Origin of the sequence: Rhizobium sp. B21/90 (assembly GCF_019355815.1) — a bacterium.
GTDB classification, from domain to species: domain Bacteria; phylum Pseudomonadota; class Alphaproteobacteria; order Rhizobiales; family Rhizobiaceae; genus Rhizobium; species Rhizobium rhododendri.
Genome location: NZ_CP072163.1, coordinates 15048 through 38861, shown reverse-complemented (window position 1 = coordinate 38861; position 23814 = coordinate 15048). Strand labels below are relative to the sequence as shown.

Annotated in this window: 16 protein-coding genes; 12 read left to right on the top strand and 4 right to left on the bottom strand. The window is 59.4% G+C overall.

The window, feature by feature from the left end; genetic code table 11:
- Nucleotides 1-417: 417 nt before the first annotated feature.
- Nucleotides 418-2490, bottom strand: a complete 2073-nt coding sequence (locus tag J5278_RS18465; RefSeq protein WP_142831864.1) for a bifunctional diguanylate cyclase/phosphodiesterase — start codon at nt 2488-2490, stop codon at nt 418-420.
- Nucleotides 2491-2642: 152 nt separating this feature from the next.
- Here J5278_RS18465 and J5278_RS18460 point away from each other — a divergent pair, with 152 nt between their 5' ends.
- Nucleotides 2643-3680, top strand: a complete 1038-nt coding sequence (locus tag J5278_RS18460) for a class I SAM-dependent methyltransferase (RefSeq protein WP_209185965.1) — start codon at nt 2643-2645, stop codon at nt 3678-3680.
- A 487-nt stretch (nt 3681-4167) separates the two neighbouring features.
- On the top strand, nt 4168-4962 hold the full coding sequence (locus tag J5278_RS18455; RefSeq protein ID WP_142831813.1) for a YdcF family protein: 795 nt from the start codon (nt 4168-4170) through the stop codon (nt 4960-4962).
- Nucleotides 4963-5230: 268 nt separating this feature from the next.
- Here the strand turns inward: J5278_RS18455 and J5278_RS18450 are convergent, their stop codons facing one another.
- Complete coding sequence (locus J5278_RS18450) at nt 5231-8317, bottom strand: glycoside hydrolase family 38 C-terminal domain-containing protein (protein ID WP_209185966.1); 3087 nt, start codon at nt 8315-8317, stop codon at nt 5231-5233.
- A 249-nt stretch (nt 8318-8566) separates the two neighbouring features.
- Between J5278_RS18450 and J5278_RS18445 the strand changes: the two genes are divergently transcribed.
- From J5278_RS18445 to J5278_RS18430, 4 genes are read left to right on the top strand one after another with little or no spacing between them, the layout of a single operon-like run.
- Nucleotides 8567-9712, top strand: coding sequence for an extracellular solute-binding protein (locus J5278_RS18445; RefSeq protein WP_209185967.1), 1146 nt, complete (start codon nt 8567-8569; stop codon nt 9710-9712).
- Between the two features lie 10 nt (nt 9713-9722).
- Nucleotides 9723-10589 (top strand): ABC transporter permease, encoded by an 867-nt coding sequence (locus J5278_RS18440; protein ID WP_224129356.1) that lies wholly within the window; start codon nt 9723-9725, stop codon nt 10587-10589.
- Nucleotides 10586-11398, top strand: coding sequence for an ABC transporter permease (locus tag J5278_RS18435; protein ID WP_142831816.1), 813 nt, complete (start codon nt 10586-10588; stop codon nt 11396-11398). Before J5278_RS18440 ends, J5278_RS18435 begins: the two co-directional genes overlap by 4 nt.
- A 28-nt stretch (nt 11399-11426) precedes the next feature.
- Nucleotides 11427-12467, top strand: a complete 1041-nt coding sequence (locus J5278_RS18430) for an ABC transporter ATP-binding protein (protein ID WP_209185968.1) — start codon at nt 11427-11429, stop codon at nt 12465-12467.
- Nucleotides 12468-12514: 47 nt separating this feature from the next.
- On the opposite strand, the gene J5278_RS18425 is transcribed toward J5278_RS18430, so the two are convergent.
- Nucleotides 12515-13780 carry an ROK family transcriptional regulator gene (locus tag J5278_RS18425; protein WP_247749844.1) on the bottom strand — a complete coding sequence of 422 codons (1266 nt, stop codon included), beginning with the start codon at nt 13778-13780 and terminating at the stop codon, nt 12515-12517.
- Nucleotides 13781-13835: 55 nt separating this feature from the next.
- A complete protein-coding gene (locus J5278_RS18420) occupies nt 13836-14702 on the bottom strand; it encodes a sugar phosphate isomerase/epimerase (RefSeq protein WP_224129352.1) in 867 nt (288 codons plus the stop codon).
- A 294-nt stretch (nt 14703-14996) separates the two neighbouring features.
- Here J5278_RS18420 and J5278_RS18415 point away from each other — a divergent pair, with 294 nt between their 5' ends.
- The 6 genes from J5278_RS18415 to J5278_RS18390 all read left to right on the top strand — a co-directional run bounded on the left by J5278_RS18415 (nt 14997) and on the right by J5278_RS18390 (nt 23745).
- Nucleotides 14997-16067, top strand: coding sequence for a Gfo/Idh/MocA family protein (locus J5278_RS18415; protein WP_209185971.1), 1071 nt, complete (start codon nt 14997-14999; stop codon nt 16065-16067).
- A complete protein-coding gene (locus J5278_RS18410; protein WP_142831820.1) occupies nt 16064-17017 on the top strand; it encodes a carbohydrate kinase family protein in 954 nt (317 codons plus the stop codon). Before J5278_RS18415 ends, J5278_RS18410 begins: the two co-directional genes overlap by 4 nt.
- A gap of 682 nt (nt 17018-17699) precedes the next feature.
- Nucleotides 17700-19655, top strand: coding sequence for a PhoX family phosphatase (locus tag J5278_RS18405; protein ID WP_209185972.1), 1956 nt, complete (start codon nt 17700-17702; stop codon nt 19653-19655).
- A 647-nt stretch (nt 19656-20302) separates the two neighbouring features.
- Nucleotides 20303-20743, top strand: a complete 441-nt coding sequence (locus tag J5278_RS18400; protein ID WP_219258869.1) for a YqaA family protein — start codon at nt 20303-20305, stop codon at nt 20741-20743.
- 510 nt (nt 20744-21253) lie between these two features.
- Nucleotides 21254-22696 (top strand): ATPase domain-containing protein, encoded by a 1443-nt coding sequence (locus J5278_RS18395; protein ID WP_209185973.1) that lies wholly within the window; start codon nt 21254-21256, stop codon nt 22694-22696.
- Nucleotides 22693-23745 (top strand): sensor histidine kinase, encoded by a 1053-nt coding sequence (locus J5278_RS18390; RefSeq protein WP_209185974.1) that lies wholly within the window; start codon nt 22693-22695, stop codon nt 23743-23745. Before J5278_RS18395 ends, J5278_RS18390 begins: the two co-directional genes overlap by 4 nt.
- Nucleotides 23746-23814 lie beyond the last annotated feature (69 nt).

The following is a 23814-nucleotide window of genomic DNA, read 5'->3' as shown; positions in this document are numbered from 1 at the left end:
ACATTAAAAGCCCGGCCTCTGAGCCGGGCTTTTTTGACAGACGGATATTGGCGATCGGCGTTGCGATCTTCAAATTGTGCCTGTGGCAGTCGCCCGTCCAACGCGTTTTTCCCACCCGTCCGGTAGGAGCCCGAGCCTCACTATAGCCACCCGTTCCTTAGTCTAAGCTCATCTTCTCTGCCGTCGCCCGCCCTAACAGAGAGTGCTGGCTTCCAGACGAAGTGCTGTTCCGCTTGTCTTCATAAGTACACCGTTTCGCGGCTAAAGCGAAATTAGAAGGCCATCCGACCATGGCGAATTTTACTGGCTGAAAAGACGTAAAATGTCTTCCCGTCCATCACCGAGACGAATCTGTCAGCTTAGAAAATGTGAACAGGCCGTGCATTGATCGCGCACCACCATAACACCCGGTCGGGTCTAATGTGGCGACGCGATTGCGGCACCGTCGTCGCCAGACTTAATCATATGGGCCGGAACCGGACGACCGACGTGATAGCCTTGAACTTGATCAATCCAGAGCTCGCGCATTAGCGTCATATGCTCCTCGGTCTCGACACCCTCGACAAGAACGTCGTCCACGTGGTTGCGCAGAAGGCTTACCATGTCGCGCAACATGGCCTTACCCCTTGGCGACGTCGCGTCGTTCAAGAAGGATTTATCGATCTTCACCGTGTCGAAATCAATCACGCGAAGCCAGGACAACCCAGCAAAGCCGGTACCAAAGTCGTCGAGCCAGATTGAAATACCCAGCCCGCGCAACTCTTCGACACACATCAACACCTGTGCATCGACGTCAATGTCCAACCCTTCCGTGATTTCGAACGCCAACCTGCTGCCTTGAACCCCAGTTTCCAAAAGAATGGCCGCGACAGACGCAGCAAAGCCTTCCGACTTCAGCTGGACCGGGGAGATGTTGACTGAAACGGTCTGAATTCGATTGTTTGCTAGCAGCTCGATGCAAACGGTGCGAACGAGCCAGCGCCCTAGTTCGTGGATGAAACCCGTATGCTCAGCGACAGGGATGAATGCGATGGGAGGGATAGAAACGCCATCAGCCGTCTTCAAGCGCATCAGGGCTTCCACAGTGTTCGTTGAGCCAGAGGCGACATCGTGGATCGGTTGATATACGAGCGATACCAACTCCTGCCGAAGAGCCACTCTCAGCAGTGCGACGAGGTCCTCCTCGTCATCGCGGCATGCGGGATCCAATGCATCATATAGCCTTGTGCAATTGCGTCCGCCAGCCTTGGCCGCATAAAGGGCTCGGTCTGCTTCATGAATGAGCTTTTCGACCTTTGTTGCGGAGTGCGGACCGGTCAGTGCAGCGCCCACGCTCACGGTAACAACCGGTGCCCCCTGCGGACGCATTTGGGGTGAAGGCGTCATCTCCTCTACGGCTTTGCGAATGTTTTCTGCAAAAGCAAAGCACTCTTCGGCAGATGTTGTATGCGTCAGCACTATGAATTCCTCGCCCCCGTAGCGACCCAATGAGCCGCCGAACTTTTCAACGGTTGCCCGGAGCACTTCTGCAACGCGAACAAGACAGTCATCGCCATCCTGGTGGCCATACAAATCGTTGAATCTTTTGAAATGATCGACGTCGATCAGGATTGCGGTGAAGCTTTGTTGGCTGGATCGCCACTTCTCCCAGAACTCGCGAAGCGTGCGATCAATGGCGCGCCGGTTGGATAGACCTGTCAGGGGATCGGTAATCGATAGCCTGAGCAAAGCTTTGCCGCGCTCGCTCGCCTCGTGATGCTGGGCGGCCGCCTCGAGTGAGTTCAGGAAAACCTGATAGCGTTCGGCATTCAGCTTCCAGTTCACATAAGAGGTAAATATGAAGCAGCAAACATAAAATATGACGAACGAAAGCGTATGATAGATGTCGCTCGGAAAGAAACAAAGGGAAACTAAAAAAGAACCCAAAACGGCAGCTGAAGCACTTAGTGCGAGGGAAACTCTGAAGTCAAAGAAAAGATTAATGCCCATCATGAATATTGCGCCGAAGACCATGTAATAGGAGAGATTTGATATCTCTCCGGATGCCATCGCCGGCAACAGCCAGCCCACATATCCTAACACCAGGGCGGCGGCGCACGTTATATCGAGACTGTCAGCCTTTTGGCCGAAGCGGTACTGAAGTTCGATCACGGCTAACGCGGAAGCCCCAACCACAAATCTTGCTATGATCGTATAAGGCGCAACGTCTGCGATCAAAAGCAGGTCTGTCAGTGAAAACAGGAGGTAGACGAGAACGGCCAGCCACAGCCCTTTCCTCGATACGGCACGGCGGGCTTCTGCCTGCTTTTGGCGATAGAGGGCCTTCAATTCTTGGGTCGCCGGTTTTGGCTTTTCCACGACAAAATCAGCGTCGGAGATTGGCGCCGAAGTTTCGTTTGCCCCGAAATGAACCGCCACGTCAAGACCTGCGTGCCCGGATTTAAGCTGCGTCACATTCCCTAAATATCCGGATTTATTCTGATAAATCATGAAGATACCACGGTTATTGATTTGAGGGTATGACGTCGTCCCCATCGATATGGGCGACCCGTCTTTCAATTCTCGGTATATGAGCAGTTTTTCCACTCGCAAGTTGCCCTACCTCCCATTAGAGTTACGACTCTGTTAACGGGAGTCCCGCTTTGAACCGCACCTCCACGCAACTTGATGGACAAAGTCTTATCACCCCCGAACTGATCGCTCGCGAGTTTGAGCATCAGCATCAACCGCTTCACCAAAAGATAGCCGTTGGAAAAGCCGAGCTGGCCCTGGCATTGGAGATTGCGCGGCAACAGTTTGAGAGCGGCGTTGAGCCGTCTCTCGTCATCGAGCGGCTCAGCAAACAGCTTCACCTCACGCGCAGAAAGTTTTTCCCCGGCGCTTGGCCTGAACTCGTTGATGTTGCACGAAGCCATCCTGTCGCTGCGGTCTTCCTGGAAGACCCCTTCACGCGCTGGTCATTCGACAAGCCTAGAGGATATTCAGGCGACGCACACCTTCTAGACTTCATCTACCGCCACCCGAGCGTAAGTGGATCGCTAGAGCAAGCATCGGCAAGGGGACGGTCTCTCTACGAATTCACGAGCAATGCATCCTCATCAGTCGCGGTTCGTGAGCGTCGCGACATCCTGACCCGTCAGGTGGATGAGATCACCGCAAGTCGTGGATCCGATGCCGAAGTCCTTACCATCGCCGCTGGTCATTTGCGGGAAGCAGAAAAATCGAACGCGCTAAATGGTGGAACGATCAAGCGATGGGTCGCTCTGGACCAGGATCCGCTGAGTGTTGCTTCCATGCACGCGGAGTATGGGGGAAGCTGCGTCCAGGCCATGGGTGGGTCGGTACTTGAAATTCTCACCGGACGAAAGAAACTCGGTCCGTTCGACCTGATCTATGCCGCAGGTCTCTACGATTATCTATCCTTCAGTGTAGCCGTTAAGCTGACCCGCCATTGCTTAGGGATGTTGAAGCCGGGTGGGGTTTTCTTGTTTGCTAATTTCTCCGACGAAGTCGGCGTGGATGGGTACATGGAGACCTTTATGAATTGGTCGCTCCTATTAAGGCCGGAGTCGGAGATGTGGAAAATATCGAACGCGGCGAACGATATGAGCAAATTCGACGGGGCGGTCTGGTCAGGGGCCAATCGCAACGTCGCCTATGCGTCGTTGAGACGGCTGTAGACTTCTGTCTGCGCGCTTTCGGACTTTTTCGCGATAGTGTTGAGATTGACCGGGCAGGGGCGGGCGAGCCAGTCATTCACGCGGCTCTTTTACATACTGGTTGCGTGGTTGCCCCTCGATGTACCAGGAAGGCTGAGGCCGGTGCCAGGAAGGATTGGGTCCGTCCCGGGCTCGACAGGCCGCAGCCGCAGCAGGCTATTCCGTAAGTCGACCTATCTGCTTTATCGTGTCCGCACTCTGGGTGTGCCGGCCCTGGGCCACGTCACTACAGGAAGGCGAGTTGTCGTTGGTCGAATTACGACCTAACCAAATCAAAGTTCGGCCAATCTTGGAAAAGTAAAAGTTACAGTCGTCTGATTTCGTGCGTCATTCAGAACTAAATGATGCGTAGTCTGACAAAACCTCTAAGGGATGAACGGCAACTACATGACAGGTCGCTTCCAGACACCTCCCCGGCGCAACGCTATCCCTTGAAAGCAGATGTAGAATGTTCCTCATATTTTACCAACTGGTTGCGTCAGTATTCCTACCATCGAATTTGATAGCTTTACTCGGGCTTTTAGGGATCGCAGCGTTACTCCTACGATGGAAATGCACCGCCTTTTGGTTGCTCGGCACGTCATCCGTACTGCTTTGCATAGCGGGCTGGTCTCCGGTCGGCCCCGCTGTCCTCACAACGCTGGAGGACCGGTTCACCGCCCCCGACCTTCCCGATTACGTGACAGGTATCGTGATGCTCGGTGGGGCTGAAGAAGCCCATATTACAGCGAGTAGAAACAGCCTTACACTCAACAACAATGCCGAGCGGATCTTTCAGACTGCCGCGCTTGCACGCCGCTATCCCCAGGCTCGCATTATCCTGTCTGGTGGCGGTGGCCACCTCGTGCTCGGAGAAATTCAAACCGAGGCGGAGATTGCCCAGCGCGTGCTTGTGGACCTTGGGATAGCCTCAGAGCGCATTGAAACTGAGCGCCGTTCCCAGACAACTTATGAAAATGCCGTTCAAAGCATGGCGGTGGCCAAACCACAGCCGTCCGACAATTGGCTGCTCGTCACCTCAGCCTATAATATGCCGCGTGCGGTGGCGTCCTTCAGAGCGGTTGGATTCACCACCGTTCCCTATCCCGTTGATTACCGCACACGAACTGCAGAGTTCAAACTGCCGTTTAGTACTATCGCCGAAGGACTGGATGTTAGCGACACCGCCGCTCACGAATGGTTGGGTCTGGCCGCCTATCGCCTGACCGGCAAGACGCAGACGTTCTTGCCGGCTGCGAATTGATGCAAGCACCAGCAGGCGGGATACCGGAAGGGAAACCGACGGCGAAGGGCGAGCAGTCGGCGCACCCAGGGAGCCAGTCCGGCGGCTTCCCGGGTGTGCGGGGCCAGCAAGACGGCGCGGCCCCCGCGCCGATCGGCGAGATCCGGCCTCGCCAGATTTGTCGTCCATATCATAAACTTGCCGCATCGCCGGGATACGCGAAGGCCGTGTCAATGGCGCCACCTGTATAGATCCATTCGCGCGCAGGGACGGGCGACAAGGTGTCGTTTCAGAAGCGGACGCTCACGAGGCCGAAGGGTTTCAGAGTGGATGGCATATCCTCAAGTTCGGCTTCCAATGCGTTTGTAGCCCTGCATGTGCGGCCATCCGGCACGCAGATCGCATAGGAACCGCGCCTGCCAACCGCCTCGGAAAAACGCAGCACATAGCCATCACCGTCCTCGGCGGGCTTCAGCGCGTGGATGCGCACGTCTTGGTCAGAGATGGTCACAGGCGACAGATCATAATCGGCATCTGCGGTTGCCACGGTGAAGCGCAACGGATCGCAGACGAGATCAGCCTCCGCCTGCACATCGGCGCTCCACCAGCGTCCGTCATGTGGCAGCAGCGCATAGGTGAAGCGCTGGTGCCCCTCATCGGCGAGCATGTCCGGGAACATCGGCCCGCGCACGAGGCTGATCGTCAGGACGTTGCCCTTGGCTGAAAAGCCGTATTTGTCGGCCGACAAGAGGGCCGCGCCCCAGTCCGTTTCCGACAGCGAGACGAAGCGATGGCCGCAGGCTTCGAACTGTGCCTTCTGCCAGGTGGTATTATCGTGGGTCGACCGACGCGTCACGCCGATCGCCTGGTCGAACACCGCCTCTTCGGCGAGCACGTTCAGGGGAAAGGCCGCCCGCAGATAGGTGCGTCGGTCGTGCCAGTCGAGATCGGTGACGATCTCCAGACGCGGACTGTTGGCCCACAGCCGCAGGCGTTGGGTGATCGTGCTGGCGCTGAAGCGCCGGACCAACGTGATCTCTGCACGGTGCGGGCCGGATTCCGTCACTTCACGGCTTTCCAGAGACAACAGCTCTTCCTCGCCGAGCTCGAAGCCGGGTTCGATATCCCAGGCGTCGAAATTGCGGGGAAGGTCGTTGCGATAGAGCATCAGCCGGTTCGCGGCGCCATCGATCAGTTGCCGGCCGCAGCGCTTGTCAAGGAGGCTCGAAATCCGACCCTGCGCGTCGAGGATGACGCGAACGAAGGCATTCTCCATCCGACTGTCGTCAACGACGAGGCTGCTGATCGGTCCCGTCGCCGACACGAAGCCGAGGGAAAGCGCCTGGAGCGGTCGGTCGAACGTTACAACGTAGCCGGCTTGACTGTGCTGCGGCGCCAGTCCGGCGGGGAGGGGCGCGCTGCTTTCGAGCTGCCACTGCCGTTTGGCCGAACCGGAGAGATTGGCAACAAGCAGCCCGCGCCGCGCGCCGCGCCTGCGCGATGCTAGTGCTTCCAGGCGTTGTCGCCACAGACGGTCGGCACGGGCGACGACCCCTTCTAGCTCCGGTTCCGTCTGCTCGTAGACCTCGCGGATGGAGGAGCCGGGCAGGATATCATGAAACTGGTTGCGCAGCATGAGCGTCCAATCGAGCGCAAGGTCCGGCATGGCGGTGACGCCGCCGTCGAGGGCATCGATGACGGCCATGGCCTCGGCGGCAACCAGCGCATGCTCGGCCCGGCGGTTGAGCTGCTTGGTGCGACCCTGGGTGGTCAGGGTCGCGCGGTGATATTCGAGGTACAGCTCGCCGGCCCAGACCGGCAGGGCTGCATCCGATAGCGCCACACGTATCTCGTCCAGATGCGGCTGGATGCGTCCTTGGCGCACATGCGGGATTGCCGGCATGGCGTTCAGCAGTGGCATGATCTCGATTTGGTCCGGGTCGGGGCCGCCACCACCATCACCCCAGCCGTAGCTGGCAATGACGGTTCCGACGAGATCCTTGGCCCCATGCTTCTTCCACACCTCGCACAGCGCCATCGGCGTCATCAGCATGTTGTAACCGTCATTGTCATAGGCGTCGAACGTATGGACAAGCACCCGCGAGCCGTCGTTACCCTGCCACTGGAACAGGTTCTCCGGCAGACGGTTCGTCTCGTTCCAGCTGACCTTGATGGTGACCAACGTATCGATGCCGGCATGGCGCATGATCTGCGGCATGGCGGCCGTGAACCCAAAAGTGTCCGGCAGCCAGGCCGTCGAGCAGGTGATGCCGAACTTGGCCTGGAAATAGCGCTGGCCCAGAAGAAACTGGCGCGTGAAGGCTTCTGCCGAGGGCATGTTGGTGTCGCATTCCACCAGCATCCCGCCGATGATCTCCCAGCGGCCTTCCGTCACGCGCTTGCGGATGTCTGCAAACAGCGCTGGATCTTCATCCTCGACATGGCTGTAATAGAGCGAAGACGATTGCAGAAAGTGAAAGTCCGGATGGCGCTGCAGCAGTGAGTTGACGCTGTTGAACGTCCGCACGATCTTGCGCACGGTCTCCGGCTGCGGCCAGAGCCAGGCGTAGTCGATGTGGGCGTGCCCGGTGACCAGCACGTCGCCCTGCTTGGGATAGGCCTTGCGCAGATCATCGAGCATCCCATCCAGAAGTTCGCAGGCACGACAAACGGACGCCAAGGCCTCCTTGCCGAGTGCTTCGGGCCGGTCCGACGGCTCGAAGCTGCGCTCCCAGATATCGCGTGCCCAGGGGCGGCCGGCGACGCGCGGCGCAACGGCGGTCGTGGCCGTGGGAAGCCGCAGGCCGCTGATGGCAATCTCGCCAGCTTCGAACAGGGAGCGCGAGAGTTCGACATCATCCACGCTGTTGGCGGTGTCGCGCAGTACCATCAGGCGGCGACGCAAGGCGCGGATTTCGGGATGAAACAGAACAATCTCGGCCATTGCAAAACGCGGCTCGCGGTTTGGGACGCCGAACAGGCTGCGCGCGGCCACCTCGGCCACAATGCGCAGCGACGTCTCCTGCGGCACCTGGAAGCGACGGTGGCAAGGATTGGCGGCAAAGCTCTCCAAGACCTGCCCATCGTCGCCATGCAGACGCACCAGGGCCTCGCCGCCGAAATCCAGCCGCAGCTCGACGCCGTCGCCGGGGGGAACGGAAATGCTTCCGGTCATTTCGAAGCGGTGGATGCCGAACCGGTCGTCCCAGGCGCCTCCGGTCGCTATCGGCCGTTGCTGGCCCTGCGGGTTTGTCGACTGCCAGCCGGTAAGGGCAAGGCGCTGGCGCATCTCGAAGGCTTGCAGTTCCTCTACCCAGACTTCCATGTGGCGCGACAGCTGTTCAAGGCTACGTTGGCGATCGCGATAAGCCCGCATCTGGAACTCCCCCAATATTTAATCATCAATAAAGATATAAGATATTTTCATTTTTGGCCACACAACTTGGTCCTCGCTTGATAGAAAAACTTCTCCATGGAAATTCTGCTCACACTCTCCCTTGACATCGCCGATAAAATTCATGGTAAGTATTTAATTAGAGCAGGCGGAGATCTGCAGCCACCGGGAACGACCAGGGCAACATATCGGCATGCAAGTCATTTCACAGCCCGAAAAATGGAGGATAGCATGAACATTGGAAGACGTGAGTTTCTGACAGCAACGACAGCTTTCGGTGTCGGAATCATGGCCGGCGGCATCCGCATCGCCTCGGCCGCCCCGGGCGTTCTGGATATCTTTTTCAACAGCGACACCAACGTCATCGATTTTTGGACCCAGGTCGTCAAGCCAGGCTTCGAGGCGGCCAATTCGGGTGTGACGCTCAATCTTGTCGCCGGCGGTGGCGGCTCGGCCATGAACACCTTGGCCGACCGTGCAATGGCGGCCTTCCAGGCCAAGAAGGACCCACAGGTCGATATGCTGGAGGCGGTGACGCCCTTCTATCCGACCGATTCCATCAAGGCCGGTCTCTGGGTCGATTTCAGCAAGGCCAATCTTCGAAATTACGCCAAGGTCGACCCCGTCGTCCTTCAGGATGCGACGCTTCTGCCCTATCGCGGCTCGCAGGTCGTGTTGATGTATAATGGCGACAAGGTTGCCAAGGCACCACAAACCTTTCCGGAACTGGTGGCCTGGATCAAGGCCAATCCGGGTCAGTTCGCCTATGCCCGTCCCGACCTCGGCGATTCCGGCGCCTGCTTCATCGAGCGCGCGCTGCAGGAAGTCACCGGCAAGAAGCCGGAGCTTTTCCAGCCGGAAAACTACTCCGCTGATACAGCGACGCCGATTTTCGAGAAGGTGTGGCCACTCCTCAAGGATATTGCACCCTCGCTCTACAATGGCGGCGAATACACGTCCGGCAATACAGCGTCGATTCAGCTCCTGGCGAGCAGCGCCGTCACGATGACGGTCGCCTGGTCCGACATGGCGCTGCAGGCGATGAGCCAGGGCGTGGTGCCGCCGACGACCGCGATTGCCCAACTCCAGGATTTGGCCTTCACCGGTGGCTTCTCGGGGATCGTGGTGCCAAGCGTCGCTGCCAACAAGGGCGCGGCGCTCAAGCTTGCGGACTATCTGATTTCCCCGGAGGTGCAGAACCAAGTCGTCACGGCGCTCGGTGGCTTTCCCGGAATAAAATGGGAGTTCATGGCCGCCGAACTTCAGGCGAAATTCGCCAAGGTCGCGCCGAGATCCATTCCGGTCTTCCCGGCCACCTGGGAGCCGGCGCTGTTCGAAGCCTGGTATCGCAACGTCGCCTCGACCATCCAGCGCTGAGGCCCAGCCGATGGATGCCGCCGCCCGGACAATGACGGCAAAGCTTAAGGGCTTGCTCCTGATCGCCTTGCCCGTCCTGCTGATCGCCGTTTTTCTCTTCTATCCTGCCGTGCTGACGATACTCAGCACGGTGCTCAGGAAGTCGCCGGACGGTGGCACCAGGCTGACATTTTCCAGCTACGTCTTCTTTTTTTCCGACCCCTACAGTCTTGCCAACTTGATGCGGACGTTCTGGACCACCTTCGTGAGCCTAGCGCTCCTGATCGCGATCACCCTGCCAATCGCGCTCTACATGCGGTTTTCGCGCGGCTGGCTGGCGTCTCTCATCCAGGGGCTGGCGTTGTTTCCGATGTTCGTGCCGGGCATCATCGTCTGTTATGCGCTGATCCGCTACATGGGCCCGAATGGCTGGCTTCAGAGTCTTCTCACCAAGGTCGGGATCCCGGGCTACCACTCGCCCTACCTGACGCCCTGGGGCCCGGTGATCGGGCTGATCTGGGACGGCATGCCGCTTGCGCTGCTGATCCTCGTCTCCGGCCTGTCCAATATCTCCGACACGTCCATCGAGGCTGCAAGGGATATCGGCGCGCGCAAGCTGCGCATCCTGCGGAGCATCATCCTGCCGCAGATGAAGCACTCGCTGCTGATCGTCGCAGCGCTCAATTTCCTGGGCTTTTTCGGACAGGCGCTGATGCCGTTCATGCTGGGTCCGACCGCTCCGGAGATGATGGGCCCCTTTATGCTGCGTACCTTTGCCAGCGTCCGCGACCCCGTCCAGGCCGCCACGCAGGCGACAATCACCTTCATGATCTGCTCGATCGCCGGCCTTGCCTATGTGCGCTCGGTCTCGACCCGCCGCGCGGAGGACATCCGATGACCTTCAACCGCCGCGTCGACGTCTTCGGCTGGATCATCCTCGCCTTCCTCGTCCTGTTCGTCGCCCTGCCGATCCTCACGGTCTTCCTCTGGGCCTTTGCCGAGCAGTGGTTCTACCCGGCCATTTTGCCGACCAAATGGGGCCTGAAATACTGGTACGCCGTCCTGGGCCGACCGGAAGTCTGGGCCGCCTTCGTGACGTCGCTGCAGCTCTCGACGATCGTGACGGCCTTGTCGGCGTTGATCTGCCTGCCGGCGGCCTATGCCTTCGCGCGCATGAACTTTCCCGGAAAGGCCGGTTTCATGATGTCCTTCCTGATGGCCAATGCCTTTCCCCGCTTTGCCCTGATCATATCAATCGCGGTTCTGTTCCTCTCGATGAACCTGGTCGGGACCTATAGCGGGGTGGTCATCATCCAACTCCTCAACACGCTGCTGCTGATGATCTGGCTTCCGACGGCCGCCTTTAGGGCCGTCAGCCGTGAGATGGAGGAGGCGGCGCGCGACGTCGGCGCCGGGCCGTTCCGGGTCTTCTGGTCGATCACCCTGCCGCAGGCGCTTCCCACCATCGCCGCCGCCCTGCTGATGACGTTCGTGTGGACCTTCTATGAAACGGAAGGTGCCTGGCTCGTCGGGGCACCCCGTATCCGCACCATGCCGCTGCTGATGATGTCGATGATCAACAACCAGCTGGTCGTGCAGTATGGGGCGGTCCTGTCGGTCATGCTCTGGGTGCCGTCGCTGGCGGCAATCCTGCTTGCGCGCCGGGTCATCGGCGGCGACGCCTTTGCCAAGGGCCTCGGCGGCTGACGCGCAATCCAAGAGAAAGAAAATACGCATGGCAACGCTCCGCCTCGACAATATCTCCAAGATGTATGGCCCCATCAACGCCATCGAGCCGCTGTCCCTGGATTTTCCCGATGGCGAACTGGTGTGCCTGCTCGGGCCGTCCGGATCCGGCAAGTCCACGCTGTTGCGCATCATTGGCGGCTTCGAGAGCCCCTCGGGCGGCAGGGTGCTGATCGACAATTCAGACGTCGTGTCGACCCCGCCGGAACATAGGCCGACGGCCATGGTCTTCCAAAGCCACGCTCTGTGGAGCCACATGACGGTGTTCGAGAATGTCGCCTTCGGCCTGAAGCTGCGTAAGATGAGCAAGCCGGTCATTGCCGCGAAGGTCAAGGAAGCGCTTGATCTGGTGGGTCTCCAGAACCATGCCGACCGGATGCCGCGCCAGCTTTCCGGTGGCCAGCAGCAGCGCGTGGCGATTGCGCGCTGCCTGGTTCTCGAGCCGAAGATCCTGTTGATGGACGAACCCTTTGCCAGCCTTGACCAGCATCTGCGCGACCGCCTGCGCGAAGAGGTCAGGCAGATCCAGCGTAAGCTCAAGATCACAACGGTGTTCGTGACGCACGGCCAGGATGAGGCGCTATCCATCGCTGACCGCATCGTGGTGATGAGCACGGGGCGTATCGAGCAGGTCGGCAGCCCAAGCGAGATCTACGAAACACCGCAGACCGCCTTCGTGGCAAGCTTCATCGGCGACATGAACATGTTCGATTGCGCGGTCGATGCGGGGCGCATCCGGATCGCGGGGCTTGAGATCCCGACATCGGTCACAGCGGGCGCCGCAACCCTTGCGGTTCGTCCCGAAGACATCGTCGTCGAGGGTCAGACCGGCGACGGCGGCGTGCTCGTCACCCGGACCGTCAATCTCGGATCCTTCATCAAGGTGGAGAGCCAGGCGGACGACGGCACGATGGTGCGGATCCAGGTGCCGAAAAGTGCGGACATAGCCGAGGGACAGACACTGTCTATCCGCGTCTCGCGCTTTGCGCTGTTTCGCGAAGGCAAGGTCATCTTAACCGTCCCGTCCTGACGGCTGCGGGTGCAAGGCGCTCCCGCAATTGAGACGCGGCAGGGCTTTCAGACCGGCGACGCCCCGTCGAATGGACGTTCGTCGCCCAGCACCTGGCGGAAGTAGAGGTGACGGAAATTATGGCTGGTGTTGACGAAGATCGGCAGCATGGCCGCACCGGTGACGGCCGCATCATAGATCAGGATCGCCGGCATCAGGCGCGGAAACGCGCGGTCGCGCCGGGCTGCCGGCGTCGGCCGGAGCGGGTAGGCGCGATCGACCAGCATCTCGACGATCGCGCGCGGCAGCGCCCCGCCCACCGCGATGAAGCCCGGGTCGAACATGACCTCGATGATCGCTGTCGCATCGCGCACCACGGCAGCCGCACTGGCCAGCCAGTTCATCAAGCGATGATCCCTGAGGGCACACAGGCGGTTGAGCTCATCGTTGTCGACAGTCTCCTCCGTCATGCCGCAGGCATGGGCAAGACCCGTCAGCGACAGGATATCCTTGGCGCCGGTCTCAGGCCAGACGGGCGATCCATCAAGACCGGCGATCGGCAGCAGCCCAAGCTCGCCGGCATTGCCACCGACGCCCTTGAACGGATAGCCGTCGATGATGAGGCCGGCACCTGTCCCGTGGCCGATGTAGAAATAGACGAAAGTGGCATCCTGTGCGCCTGACCGGTGGATGCGCTCGCCGATCGCTGCCGCGGTCGCATCGTTTTCCACCAGCACCTGCAAGCCGCAGAGGCTCTGCAGGTTCTCGACGAAGGGCACGTCGCGCCAGGCTTCCCAATGCTGCATGGAGAAATCAAAGTCGTAGACATCGGAGCCGAATGTCGGCAGCACGAGGCCGATGCCCCAGACCTTGCCGCGCGGAATAGCGTTGTCGTCCAGCGCCTGCGCGATGCCCTCGGCCATGCGGGCAACCGTTTCTTCCGGATCGCGGGTGTTGCACGAGATTTCCAGGCGCGCGCGCGCTCTGCGTTTCAAGTCGCAGATCATCAGCTGGCAATGGTTGCGGTCGATGTGGATGCCGACGGAAAAGCCAGCGTCGGCATGGGGTTCGAGGTAGATCTGCGGCTGGCCGCGAAGGCCGGACGAGCGCCCGGCTTCCGAAATAAGCCCCTGTTCCAGGAGTTCGCGGGTGATTGATGAAATCGTCTGCGGTTTCAGCCCGACAATGCCGGCAATCTCGACACGGCTGATTGGAGCGCGCTGGAAGATCGTCTCGAACACGAGGCGCCGATTGAAAATCCGCGCATCCTCGATGCGGCTGCCCGCGATCCGGACATCCTCATCCTTGATCGGCCTGTTGTCTTCCTGCTCCAAATCGCTTCCGCCTGCTGCCCGTTTTCCTGCCGCGCGATCGCCATGCGATACCGCTTCAGAGCCCGAGGCTTTTGAGCACCTTACGGTTATGAAGCGCAATCGGAAAAGGCTTTTCGGGCGGACACGGATACATATCCTGCTCGTAGACGACATAGCCGTCGAAATTCCGAGCCGCAAGGAAATCCCGCACCTCGCGAAAATCCACGATGCCCTTGTCGAGTTCGCACATCACGCCGGATTGGAAGCCCTTGATAAAATCGATATTCTCGTCGCGGATCTTGTTGAGTAGCGCAGGATCGACATTCTTGAAGTGATAGTAGGGGATCCGCTCGGCATAGCGCTTCATGAAGGCGAAGGCATCGGCGCCGGTATAGGCGTGATGGCCGAAATCGAAGCAAAGGCCGACAAGTTCGGCCGGCGTTTCCTCGACCAGGCGGATGACCTCTTCTTCCGTCTCGACGCCGGAGCCGACATGCGGGTGAAACAGGAGATGCAGGCCGTGTTCCTCGGCCACGTAGCGAGCGGCTTCCCTGACAGTCGTCACCATTCCCTTCCAGGCATCCGCCGAAAGCGCGCGCTGCCCGCCCGCCGGAGGAAGGTCCGAATCGTCCATCAGCACGACCCACTCCGACCCCATCGCCTTGAGCAGGCCGCAAGTTTGCTCAAGGCGCGGTCGCAAAGTGTCCATCGCATCCCTTGGCGCAAGAAGATGCACCAGAGCCGACCCGCATACGGAAAGTCCTCTGGCAGCCAGTTCGTCGGTGAGACGCGCGGGATCGGTCGGCAGGTAGCCCCAGGGCCCGGTTTCCGTCCAGGTGAAGCCGGAATCGCGCACCTCGTCAAGGTAACGCGTCCACGGCGTCTGTTTCGGGTCATCCGCATACCATACGCCCCAAGCGTCCGGAGCCGTCGCAACCTTCATCGTTTCCATCTCCATCGAGAATTAAATCCTCGACACATCTTCTATTCCAGAACAGCAAGTTGGGAAAGGGAGTCCATGCTTTTTCTTTAACTTTAGGACTTTTATAGGATAACGGGAGCATTCCCCAGCCGCGATCCCCTTAAATTGTCCAGAATTCAGGATTTTTCGGATTGATAAAATCCTCAATGCATATTTATTATGTAACAGGCTCGCCGCAGTACGGGCCCCGCATCACTACGGTGCGAGTCTAAGGTCTGCGCCGATGCGGCGCCCCGAGTGAAAAGGTAAAAAAACGTGCTCAGACTTGGTTTGATCGGCCTTGGGGAAGTGGCTCAACTCATCCACCTGCCGATTTTGCAGCGACTGGGAGACCAGTTCGCTCTGGCTGGCGCCTATGACCCGTCCCCGTCTGTCGCCGAAGCGATTGGCGCGCGCTGGAACATCGCCCGGCTATTTTCCACGCCCGGCGCGTTGATCGCCTCAGGCGATATCGACGCCGTGCTGGTGATGAGCCCCGACCAGTATCACGGCCGCCATGCCCGCGCGGCCTTGGAAGCAGGCAAGCATGTCCTGGTCGAAAAGCCGTGTTGCCTGACGCAGAGCGACCTCGACGAGCTCGATGCCACGGCACGGGCCTCCGGCCGTGTGGCGATGGTCGGCTACATGCGGCGATACGCCCCTGCCTTCCTTGAGGCAAAAGCACGCCTACCGAAGCTCGACGACATCACCTATGTGCGCGTGCGCGACGTCATCTGCGAGGGGCCGTGGTTCTTTCGGCAGACCGACCGGGTCATCACGCCGCAGAACGACATCGCCGCGGCTCTTGTCGCGGAAAGCCGTGCGCTGCGCCAGGCGATGGTTGCCGATGTCTGCGGCGCCGATGCGCCGTCCGATCATGTCACTGCCTATTCCGTGCTGACGGGCCTGTCATCCCATTCCCTGTCGGCCATGCGTGACCTTCTCGGCGTGCCCCAACGGGTTATCGCGACAGAGATCAAGCAGGGCGGCACACAGATCACCGCGTTGTTTGACTACGGTCACTTTACCGCGCTCTACGAATGCATGATTGGCGATGTCGTGCGTTTCGAGGCGGGCTTCGAAATCAACACGCGAACCGGACGTCTCGCATTCGAATATCCGACCCCCTATATCCGCAATCTGCCGATGACGCTTGATATCCAGGCGTCCACGGAGAAGGGCAACGTCCTCACGAGACTCGGTCCCTTCTACCAGGATCCGTTCGACGCCGAGCTGCGCGCCTTCCATGCGGCGGCAACGCAAGGTGGAGAGAACCGGACGCCGCCCGCAGAATCCAAATTTGACCTGGCCCTGTTTGAAGCCATGATAAAAGCGGCGGCGCGATGAATATCGGGACCCCTCTGGCCGTCATCGGCAATGTGAATGTCGATCTGATACTGGGGCCCGCAAGCCCCTGGCCCCGTCCCGGCACGGAGGTCATCGTCGATCATGACGAGCTGCGGGTCGGAGGTTCGGCTGGCAATACAGCGCTCGCCTGGATGGGTATGGGGGTGGACTTTGCGATTGCCTCCAGCACGGGTGAGGACATGTTCGGGGAATGGCTGCGAAGCGCGTTCGGTTCCTACGCGGAGACATGGGTGCGGGCGCCCGACAGGACGGCGATCACAGTCGGTGTGACGCATCCAGATGGCGAGCGGACCTTTTTCAGCACGCGCGGCCATCTTGGCCGGTTCTGTATCGACGATGCATTGGTGGCGCTCGATGCACGACGGCTGAAGGGAGGACATCTGCTGCTGTCCGCAGCTTTCCAGACCGAGACCCTGGCCCGCGACTACGACCGACTGTTCGATTGGGCAGACCTACACGGTATCACGACATCGATTGATCCCGGTTGGCCTGACGGGGGCTGGACCGCGGCGAACAGGGCACGAACGATGGCCTGGCTGGCCCGGGCTGGCTGCGCCCTGTTCAACGAGGCTGAGGCACTGGGTCTATCAGGTCTTGAGAGCGTTGAAGGCGCTGCCGCCCAGTTGAAGACGCATATGCCCGCCGGTTCGCTTCTTGTCGTGAAATGCGGGCCGTCGGGGGCGATTGGCGTCGATGCGCGGGGAGCCCTTCACCGCACTGCGGCGCCGCATGTCGATGCGGTGGATACGGTCGGCGCAGGCGATATTTTCAATGCCGCCTTCCTGGCTGCCCTGAGCGCCCAAAACGCTTTTCCCAATTGCTTAGAGAGGGGCGCTGCCGTGGCTTCCCGAGCCATCTCGACGTCACCGCGCCAATATGATGTCGGCCTGCCTCACGGCAGCGGCCCCAAGGTACTGCGCCCGGCCTAGTCTGGGACGGTTTCAAGCCGCGCTGCCGCGTGGCCCATTGCGGCTCCAGTCGCCGAGGCTGATCACGGCTCGTCAATCGAACGGGCCAACCCGTCGTCGTGTTACGGCCAATGGCGTGACGTTGCGGCGGAGGCGTCGAGATGGGTCAGGAGGGAGTCGACCGCGTCCCTTTTCGCTCGGCGCAAGGGCGATTGGCCATCCCCGCTGCAGGGCGATTTGCTCCAGCCGATACCCGAGGGAGACGAGCACTCGCCAGAAGGCAGGCTGCCCGGCCCAGAGAAGACAGGATTTTCAACTTGCCGCATAGGCCAAAACCAGAGCCTCTCTAGCCTAGAATTGAAAGGGGAAATGACGGTCCGAAAACGGGGCTCAAAATCCTAACCTTTGAGTTAGGTTTCATATGCCACGCCACATTCAGACGGGAGAAGGCGGCGAATTTCCCAAGTCACAGGGTGTGAAAACTTTCACCGCCCCCACATTGCAAGGACGGTGAGGGAAGCGCTCCGTGATCGACGCTTTCCGGTATCCGTCCTTCGACCGGGACAAAAAATGCTGGGCTCCACTTCATCAAGACGTCCTGCAATCCCGCTATCCCACCAGACAATAGGCTCGCAGTCCGTCCATTGCTCATGGCGAACGCGGTCGCGTCGGGTCATGACCCGGCATAAACGGAGGGTATCAAATGTTGGAATCCACCCACTCTACGCGTCGCCAGGCCCTGAAATTCCTCGCTAGCGTCCCCATGCTGCCACTCGGCGCTTCGGCCGCCAGCTCGCTTCTCGCTCTCGGCGCGGCGCGTGATGCCGCCGCCGCGCCGTCAAACTTTGTCTCGGCAACGTTCAGCTCGATGGCCGCGCCCTCTTTGGCGGATCCGGCGGCCATGGCGACCACGACCGTTGCTTCGCAGCTGACGGTGACGCTCGAAGACGGAAATACGCAGGCGTTCAAGCTGTCCTATCAGCCCTTCTTCATGACGGGTGACATGGTGCCGGACGGCAAGGGCGGGGAAATCCTGGCCGGCGGCTACTACGATATCCACAACAAGCCGATCATCGACACTTCGGTACCGGGCAGGGAGCGCCAGTTTTTCTCCGACTGTCCAGACGGGACTTCGCTGCTGGCACCGATCGCCGGCGCGAAGGTCGATGGCGTCAAGGGCAATACTGTATTCGCCGTCGTCCAGTTCGAGTACATGTCGCGCGACCAGAAAGGCGACGACACCTATGGCCGCATGCCCTCGCCAATCGCCGTCCTGACACTCGATCAGGATCCGGGCACCGGCAAGCTCGGCCTGGTCAAGTACCACAACGTCGACACCGCTCAGGCGCATGGTCTTTGGATCACCTGCGGCGCCAGCCTCTCGCCTTGGAACACCCATCTGTCGAGCGAGGAATACGAGCCCGACGCCTTCGCGGCCTCATCGAACAAGCAGCTCCTGGCCTATAGCAAAAATCTGTTTGGAGACGAGAAGGCTGCAAATCCCTATCATTACGGTCACCTGCCTGAAGTCAGGGTCAATGCCGACGGAAGCGGCACGCTGACCAAGCACTACTGCATTGGTCGCATCTCGCACGAACTGGTGCAGGTGATGCCTGACCGTCGCACGCTGTTGATGGGCGACGATGCGACCAATGGCGGCCTGTTCATGTTCGTCGCCGACAGGGAAGCGGACCTTTCCGGCGGGACGCTCTACGTTGCCAAGCTCGGCGGCACCCTGTCCACCGACACAGCAGCACCGGCCGACACGATCACCTGGATTAAGCTCGGCCATGCCACCAGCGCGGAGATCGAGAAACTCGCCGACACGGTGAAGCCTGAGGCCATCATGGAGATCGCCAAGGAGGATCCCAAAGATTTGCGCTACGCGCGCATCGCCATGAGTGGATCCTTCCATTGGGTGAAGCTCGCGCCAGGCATGGAAAAGGCCGCGGCCTTCCTGGAAACACACCGCTATGCAGCGCTTATGGGCGGCAGCATGGCCTTTACAAAAATGGAAGGCACCACCGTCAACGCGAAGGACAAGTTTGCCTACTCGGCGATTTCCTACATCAAGGACTCGATGGTCAAGGGCGGCAAGGGGTGGTACCAAACGTCAGGCATCGGTTTCGACAAGCCTCTCGAGGCAGGCGGTATTCTCGCGCACTCCATGGGTGGTGCCCAGAAGGACAGCGGCGGAGAGGCGATCGCCAGCGAATGGGTGCCGTTTGAGACCCGATTTGTCCTGACGGGCGAGGATATCGCTACCGACGAACTTGGCAACACTGCCAATCCCGACAAGATCGGCAATCCGGATAACATCAAGTTCTCCGAGCGCCTGCGCACCCTGTTCGTCGGCGAGGACAGCGGCATGCATGTCAACAACTTCCTGTGGGCCTACAATGTCGACAACAGGCAGCTGTCGCGCATCATGTCGATGCCGGCCGGCGCGGAATCGACGGGCCTCCACGCGGTCGACGAACTCAATGGCTGGACCTATGTGATGAGCAACTTTCAGCACCCGGGCGACTGGGAGAAGCTCCACGCCAAAGTGAAGGATAGCCTCGATCCGCTGGTTCGCGCCAACTACAAGGACCGCTTCGGCGCGGCCGTCGGCTATCTTACGGCGGATGCGACCGGCATCAAGCTCGGGAAAGCCTGATGCGGCCAGCGGGCGCTGGACATTTTTGGGCGGGCGGCGCTGTGACGGCGCAGCCGATCGTCGGCAAAACCGAGCGGCCTTGAATGCCTGAGCAATCACGGGCTTTCGGCGGTTCAGCCCAATATTTGGGCCTGGGGCAAGACCGGCGGTGGTGGTCATCGATTGCGCCTCTTGCAGAGACCGCACACCCTTGCCGTTTTTCTCAAGACAACCTGTGGACGGGAAGGAGCCCTTCTGGCGCCTCTCTCGTTGCTTCTCAACTTGGCACGGGACGTCCTTTCCTAAGAGAGACAACCGACAGGCCGACCTTGGTCCCCATCCGCTCGCAGATCGCCTTCCGTTTGCCGGGCTGATTTCCCGACGAGACCTCGCTGGCTGAGACAGGGATTAAGTCCGATTTTAGAGAGCCAGGCCAATCACAATTCAAGGGAATTCTATGACGCCGGGTTCGCAGAAAGCGTTATCCGCTTGGCGGCCATTGCGCGAGGAATTTTGGCGCTCGGATTCGATTCTGTTCCCGTGGATGTTCTTCGGAGATGACTATCCCCTCCTGTCGCATTACATGGCCTCGGTCCTTGGTGCGCCTGTCCTGACCGACGGGATCATTGGAGGTGAAGCTCCTCGCAAACTCGTAGATTGCTGGAAAAATGCTGAATATTGCCGCCTATGCGGGCCTGTTCTCAACGGCATTCATTGCTGCCACCATCTTCCCATTGCAGTCTGAAGCTGTTCTGGTCGGCATGCTCCTTTCGACAAAATTTTCGGTCGTGGGCGTGGTTATCGTTGCATCTGTTGGCAACACTCTCGGAGCCATGGCGAACTGGTTTCTTGGGCGGTGGATAGAGCGCTTTAGAGAGTATCGCTGGTTCCCGTTGAGCGACAAGGGATTGGAACGCTCGATAAAATGGTATCGGCGATACGGCAAATGGTCGCTTTTACTGTCATGGATGCCAATCGTCGGCGATGGCCTCACCGTTATCGCTGGTGTTCTTCGGGAGCCACTTCTTACATTCACAATCCTTGTTGCCATCGCGAAAACCGGGCGTTACGTCGTGCTTGCGCTCGCTATCCTTCACCTGATTGGTTGAAGGATGTTTTGAAGCGAGAAGAGATATCACCGACATGCTGTCTTTCGACGTCACCCAATCGAACACGGCTGATCAAAAAGCGACCGCAGCAGGCACCCAACGGAACTTCACGCGCCTGTCGCTCAACTCTTGCAAGACAGCGCTTAGCCAAGCAGACCGTCCGCTTAGAGTAAGATGAGGGCATCGCAACGCCTTCGCCTCGACCATGCGTAGCTTTCGCTCTGCGATAGCCCCGGACAGAGACAGTCAATATTACCCGATGAACGCATACACGCGATTTCAGTCAGTTTCCGGCTGACCCAACAATACGCGCCCAAAATTCTCGGCAGAGATCCTGCGGGCGCAATCCGATTGCCTCCATGACAGGCATTGTTGAAAATTGTGGCTGGCGGGCGCGACCCCGGAATTGAAGTTCGCAGAAAGGTGAATATAAGAAGAGAGCGGCTCTTCCCTGGACGATGCGCGCCACCGATTTCCAATTTGCGCCAAGCATTGCAGCGGAAGACGAACATGCCCAAACAGAAAAAGCCTACTTTTGTCAGTACGGGAATTACCGGGCTCGATGAGATTTTGCGCGGCGGCCTGCCAGCGTCGAACCTTTATATGCTGCAGGGAGCGCCGGGATCGGGTAAAACGACAGCCGCTCTGCAATTTTTGCGTGCAGGTGTCGAGGCCGGCGAAAGCTGCATATACGTCACGCTCTCGCAGACGGCCGCAGAGCTTGAAGCTATCGCCATTTCGCACGGGTGGACGCTCGATGGGATCCGGGTCGAGGAACTGTCGACATCCGGTACCGTCAACGAAGCGGACGATCAGAGCATCTTCCTGACGGCCGATCTTCGTCTGGACGAAACGAGAAAAGCTATCGAAGCGGCGATCGAGGAACACAAGCCGCGCCGTCTCGTCTACGACTCCCTTCTCGAAATCAGGCTCATCACCGGCGATAGCCCCCGTTTTCGCCGCGAGTTGATTGGCTTTAAGTCATTCCTTGCCAAACAGAACGTCGTGGCCTTGCTGCTCGATACCCAGACCGCTGGCCCCGACCGCAGTGGCGAGGAGGTCGAGGGGCTTGCTCATGGTGTGATCCGGTTTGACAAGTCGCTCGAGGAATATGGCGGTGTGCGCCGCCGCATCGAGGTCTCCAAGATGCGCGGCGTACCGATTGCCGACGGATATCACGACATGGCTATCCGCGAAGGGGAGGGCGTCCTCGTGTTCCCTCGAATTATGTCCAGCAAGGCGTCGGAAAATCCGAAGCCGCAACTGATCAAATCCGGTGTCGCAGAGCTCGACGAAATGTTTGGGGGAGGCCAGGAGGCCGGGACCACGACACTCGTCATCGGGCAGTCGGGCACCGGCAAGTCGACGATGTCATCCCTCTACGCCACAGCAGCGCTCGAGCGCGGTGAAAGTGTGGCGCTGTTCCTGTTCGAGGAGCGGCTGGAAACCTTCTTCCGCCGTTCCGAGGGCCTGGGTATGGAACTGAGGCAGTTCCATAAAGACGGCAAACTCATCTTGCGAGATTTCAATCCCAATGAAATCTCGCCGGGAGAGTTCGGCCAGATCGTCCAGGATGCGGTCACACAGAACAAGTCGAAGGTGGTGGTGATCGACAGCCTGACGGGATACCTAAATTCTCTGCCGCACCGCGAGAAAGCGGTGCGCGATATCCAGTCCCTCTTGAAGTATTTGGCCCGCTCCGGTGTCCTGACCATGTTGATTGTCGCTCAACACGGCTTGATAGGCCAGAATGTTGGCATAGATGTCGATGTCAGCTTTCTTGGCGATACCGTCCTGCTGTTGCGGATCATGGAGCATGAGGGGCGACTGCGCCGGAATATAACCGTGGTCAAGAAGCGCCACGGCCCGCATGATCTCAATGTACGTGAACTGCTGATCGAAAGCGGTAGCGTCAGCGTGGTTGCCTATAATCCGCTTCCAGATCCAAAATGAATGATGTTCCAACCGACAGCGAGCTGGACTGGGTGCTCGTCCTGGCTCCCTTTCGCAAGGATGCCGATTACATTGCAGCATTTCTTCGGGAACAGATGATCGAGGTCATGCCCGCAAAGGCCGGCGACGAGCTGGGTGAGCACCTAGCCCGTTCGCCCGGCATCATTGTCATTACCCATGAGGCGCTCAATCCAGAGGCAGTTGCGCGCATTGCGGAGCATCTTGCAGAGCAGCCCGACTGGTCGGAAGTACCCATCATCGTCCTCCTGGAACGTAGCGCGCCGATTGCACGAATCCGTGTCCAATTGCAGAATTCCTGGCCCGGAGCACGTCTCCTGTTTCACACGCGCCCAATAGCCCCGCTGGAACTTGTGAACGGGATCCAGTCAAACCTCCTGGTACGACTGCGCCAACGTCAGGTCCGAGATTCCATCGAGCGCGAAAGAGAGCTTCGTCTGGAGCTCAATCACAGGGTAAAAAACATCCTGGCAAGCGTTGGCTCGATCTTTCAGATGACTCGACGCGGAGCCACAACCGTCGAGGACCTCGCCAGCAATTATACCGGTCGCCTTCAAGCGCTTTCCGACGTGCATACGGCCGTTTTCGAAGCCGGTGGCGAGGAGGTCGCGCTTTCCGCAGTGGTTGACCTGACTGTCTCTCCTTACAACAAGGATGGCGTGAGCCGCATAAAAGTCAGTGGGCCGGGCATCGTCGTCAGTCGCAACGCTGGAACGACGATAGCGCTGTGCCTGCATGAGCTCATCACCAACGCCATCAAATACGGTGCGCTCTCCCGACCTGAGGGGCATGTAGAGATCGTCTGGACATTCGCAAAAGACGACAGTTCCGATTTCTCCGTGAACTGGACCGAAGTGGGCGGGCCCATGGTTCGCGAGCCGACGCGGCAGGGATACGGCACGCGATATGTGAGGTCTGCGTTGGGATCGCTGTTCGGAACGGCTCCCGAAATCGTTTTTGCTCCAGGTGGCTTCCGATGCAGCGTAAGCGGTCCGGTGAAAAGGATTTCGAGCGGCACCACCGGTTCATGACCATTTCCGCAAGCGGCGCGTGATCGAGATTTCTCGTAATACTTTTGCAGATAGTTGTTGGCCAAGGAT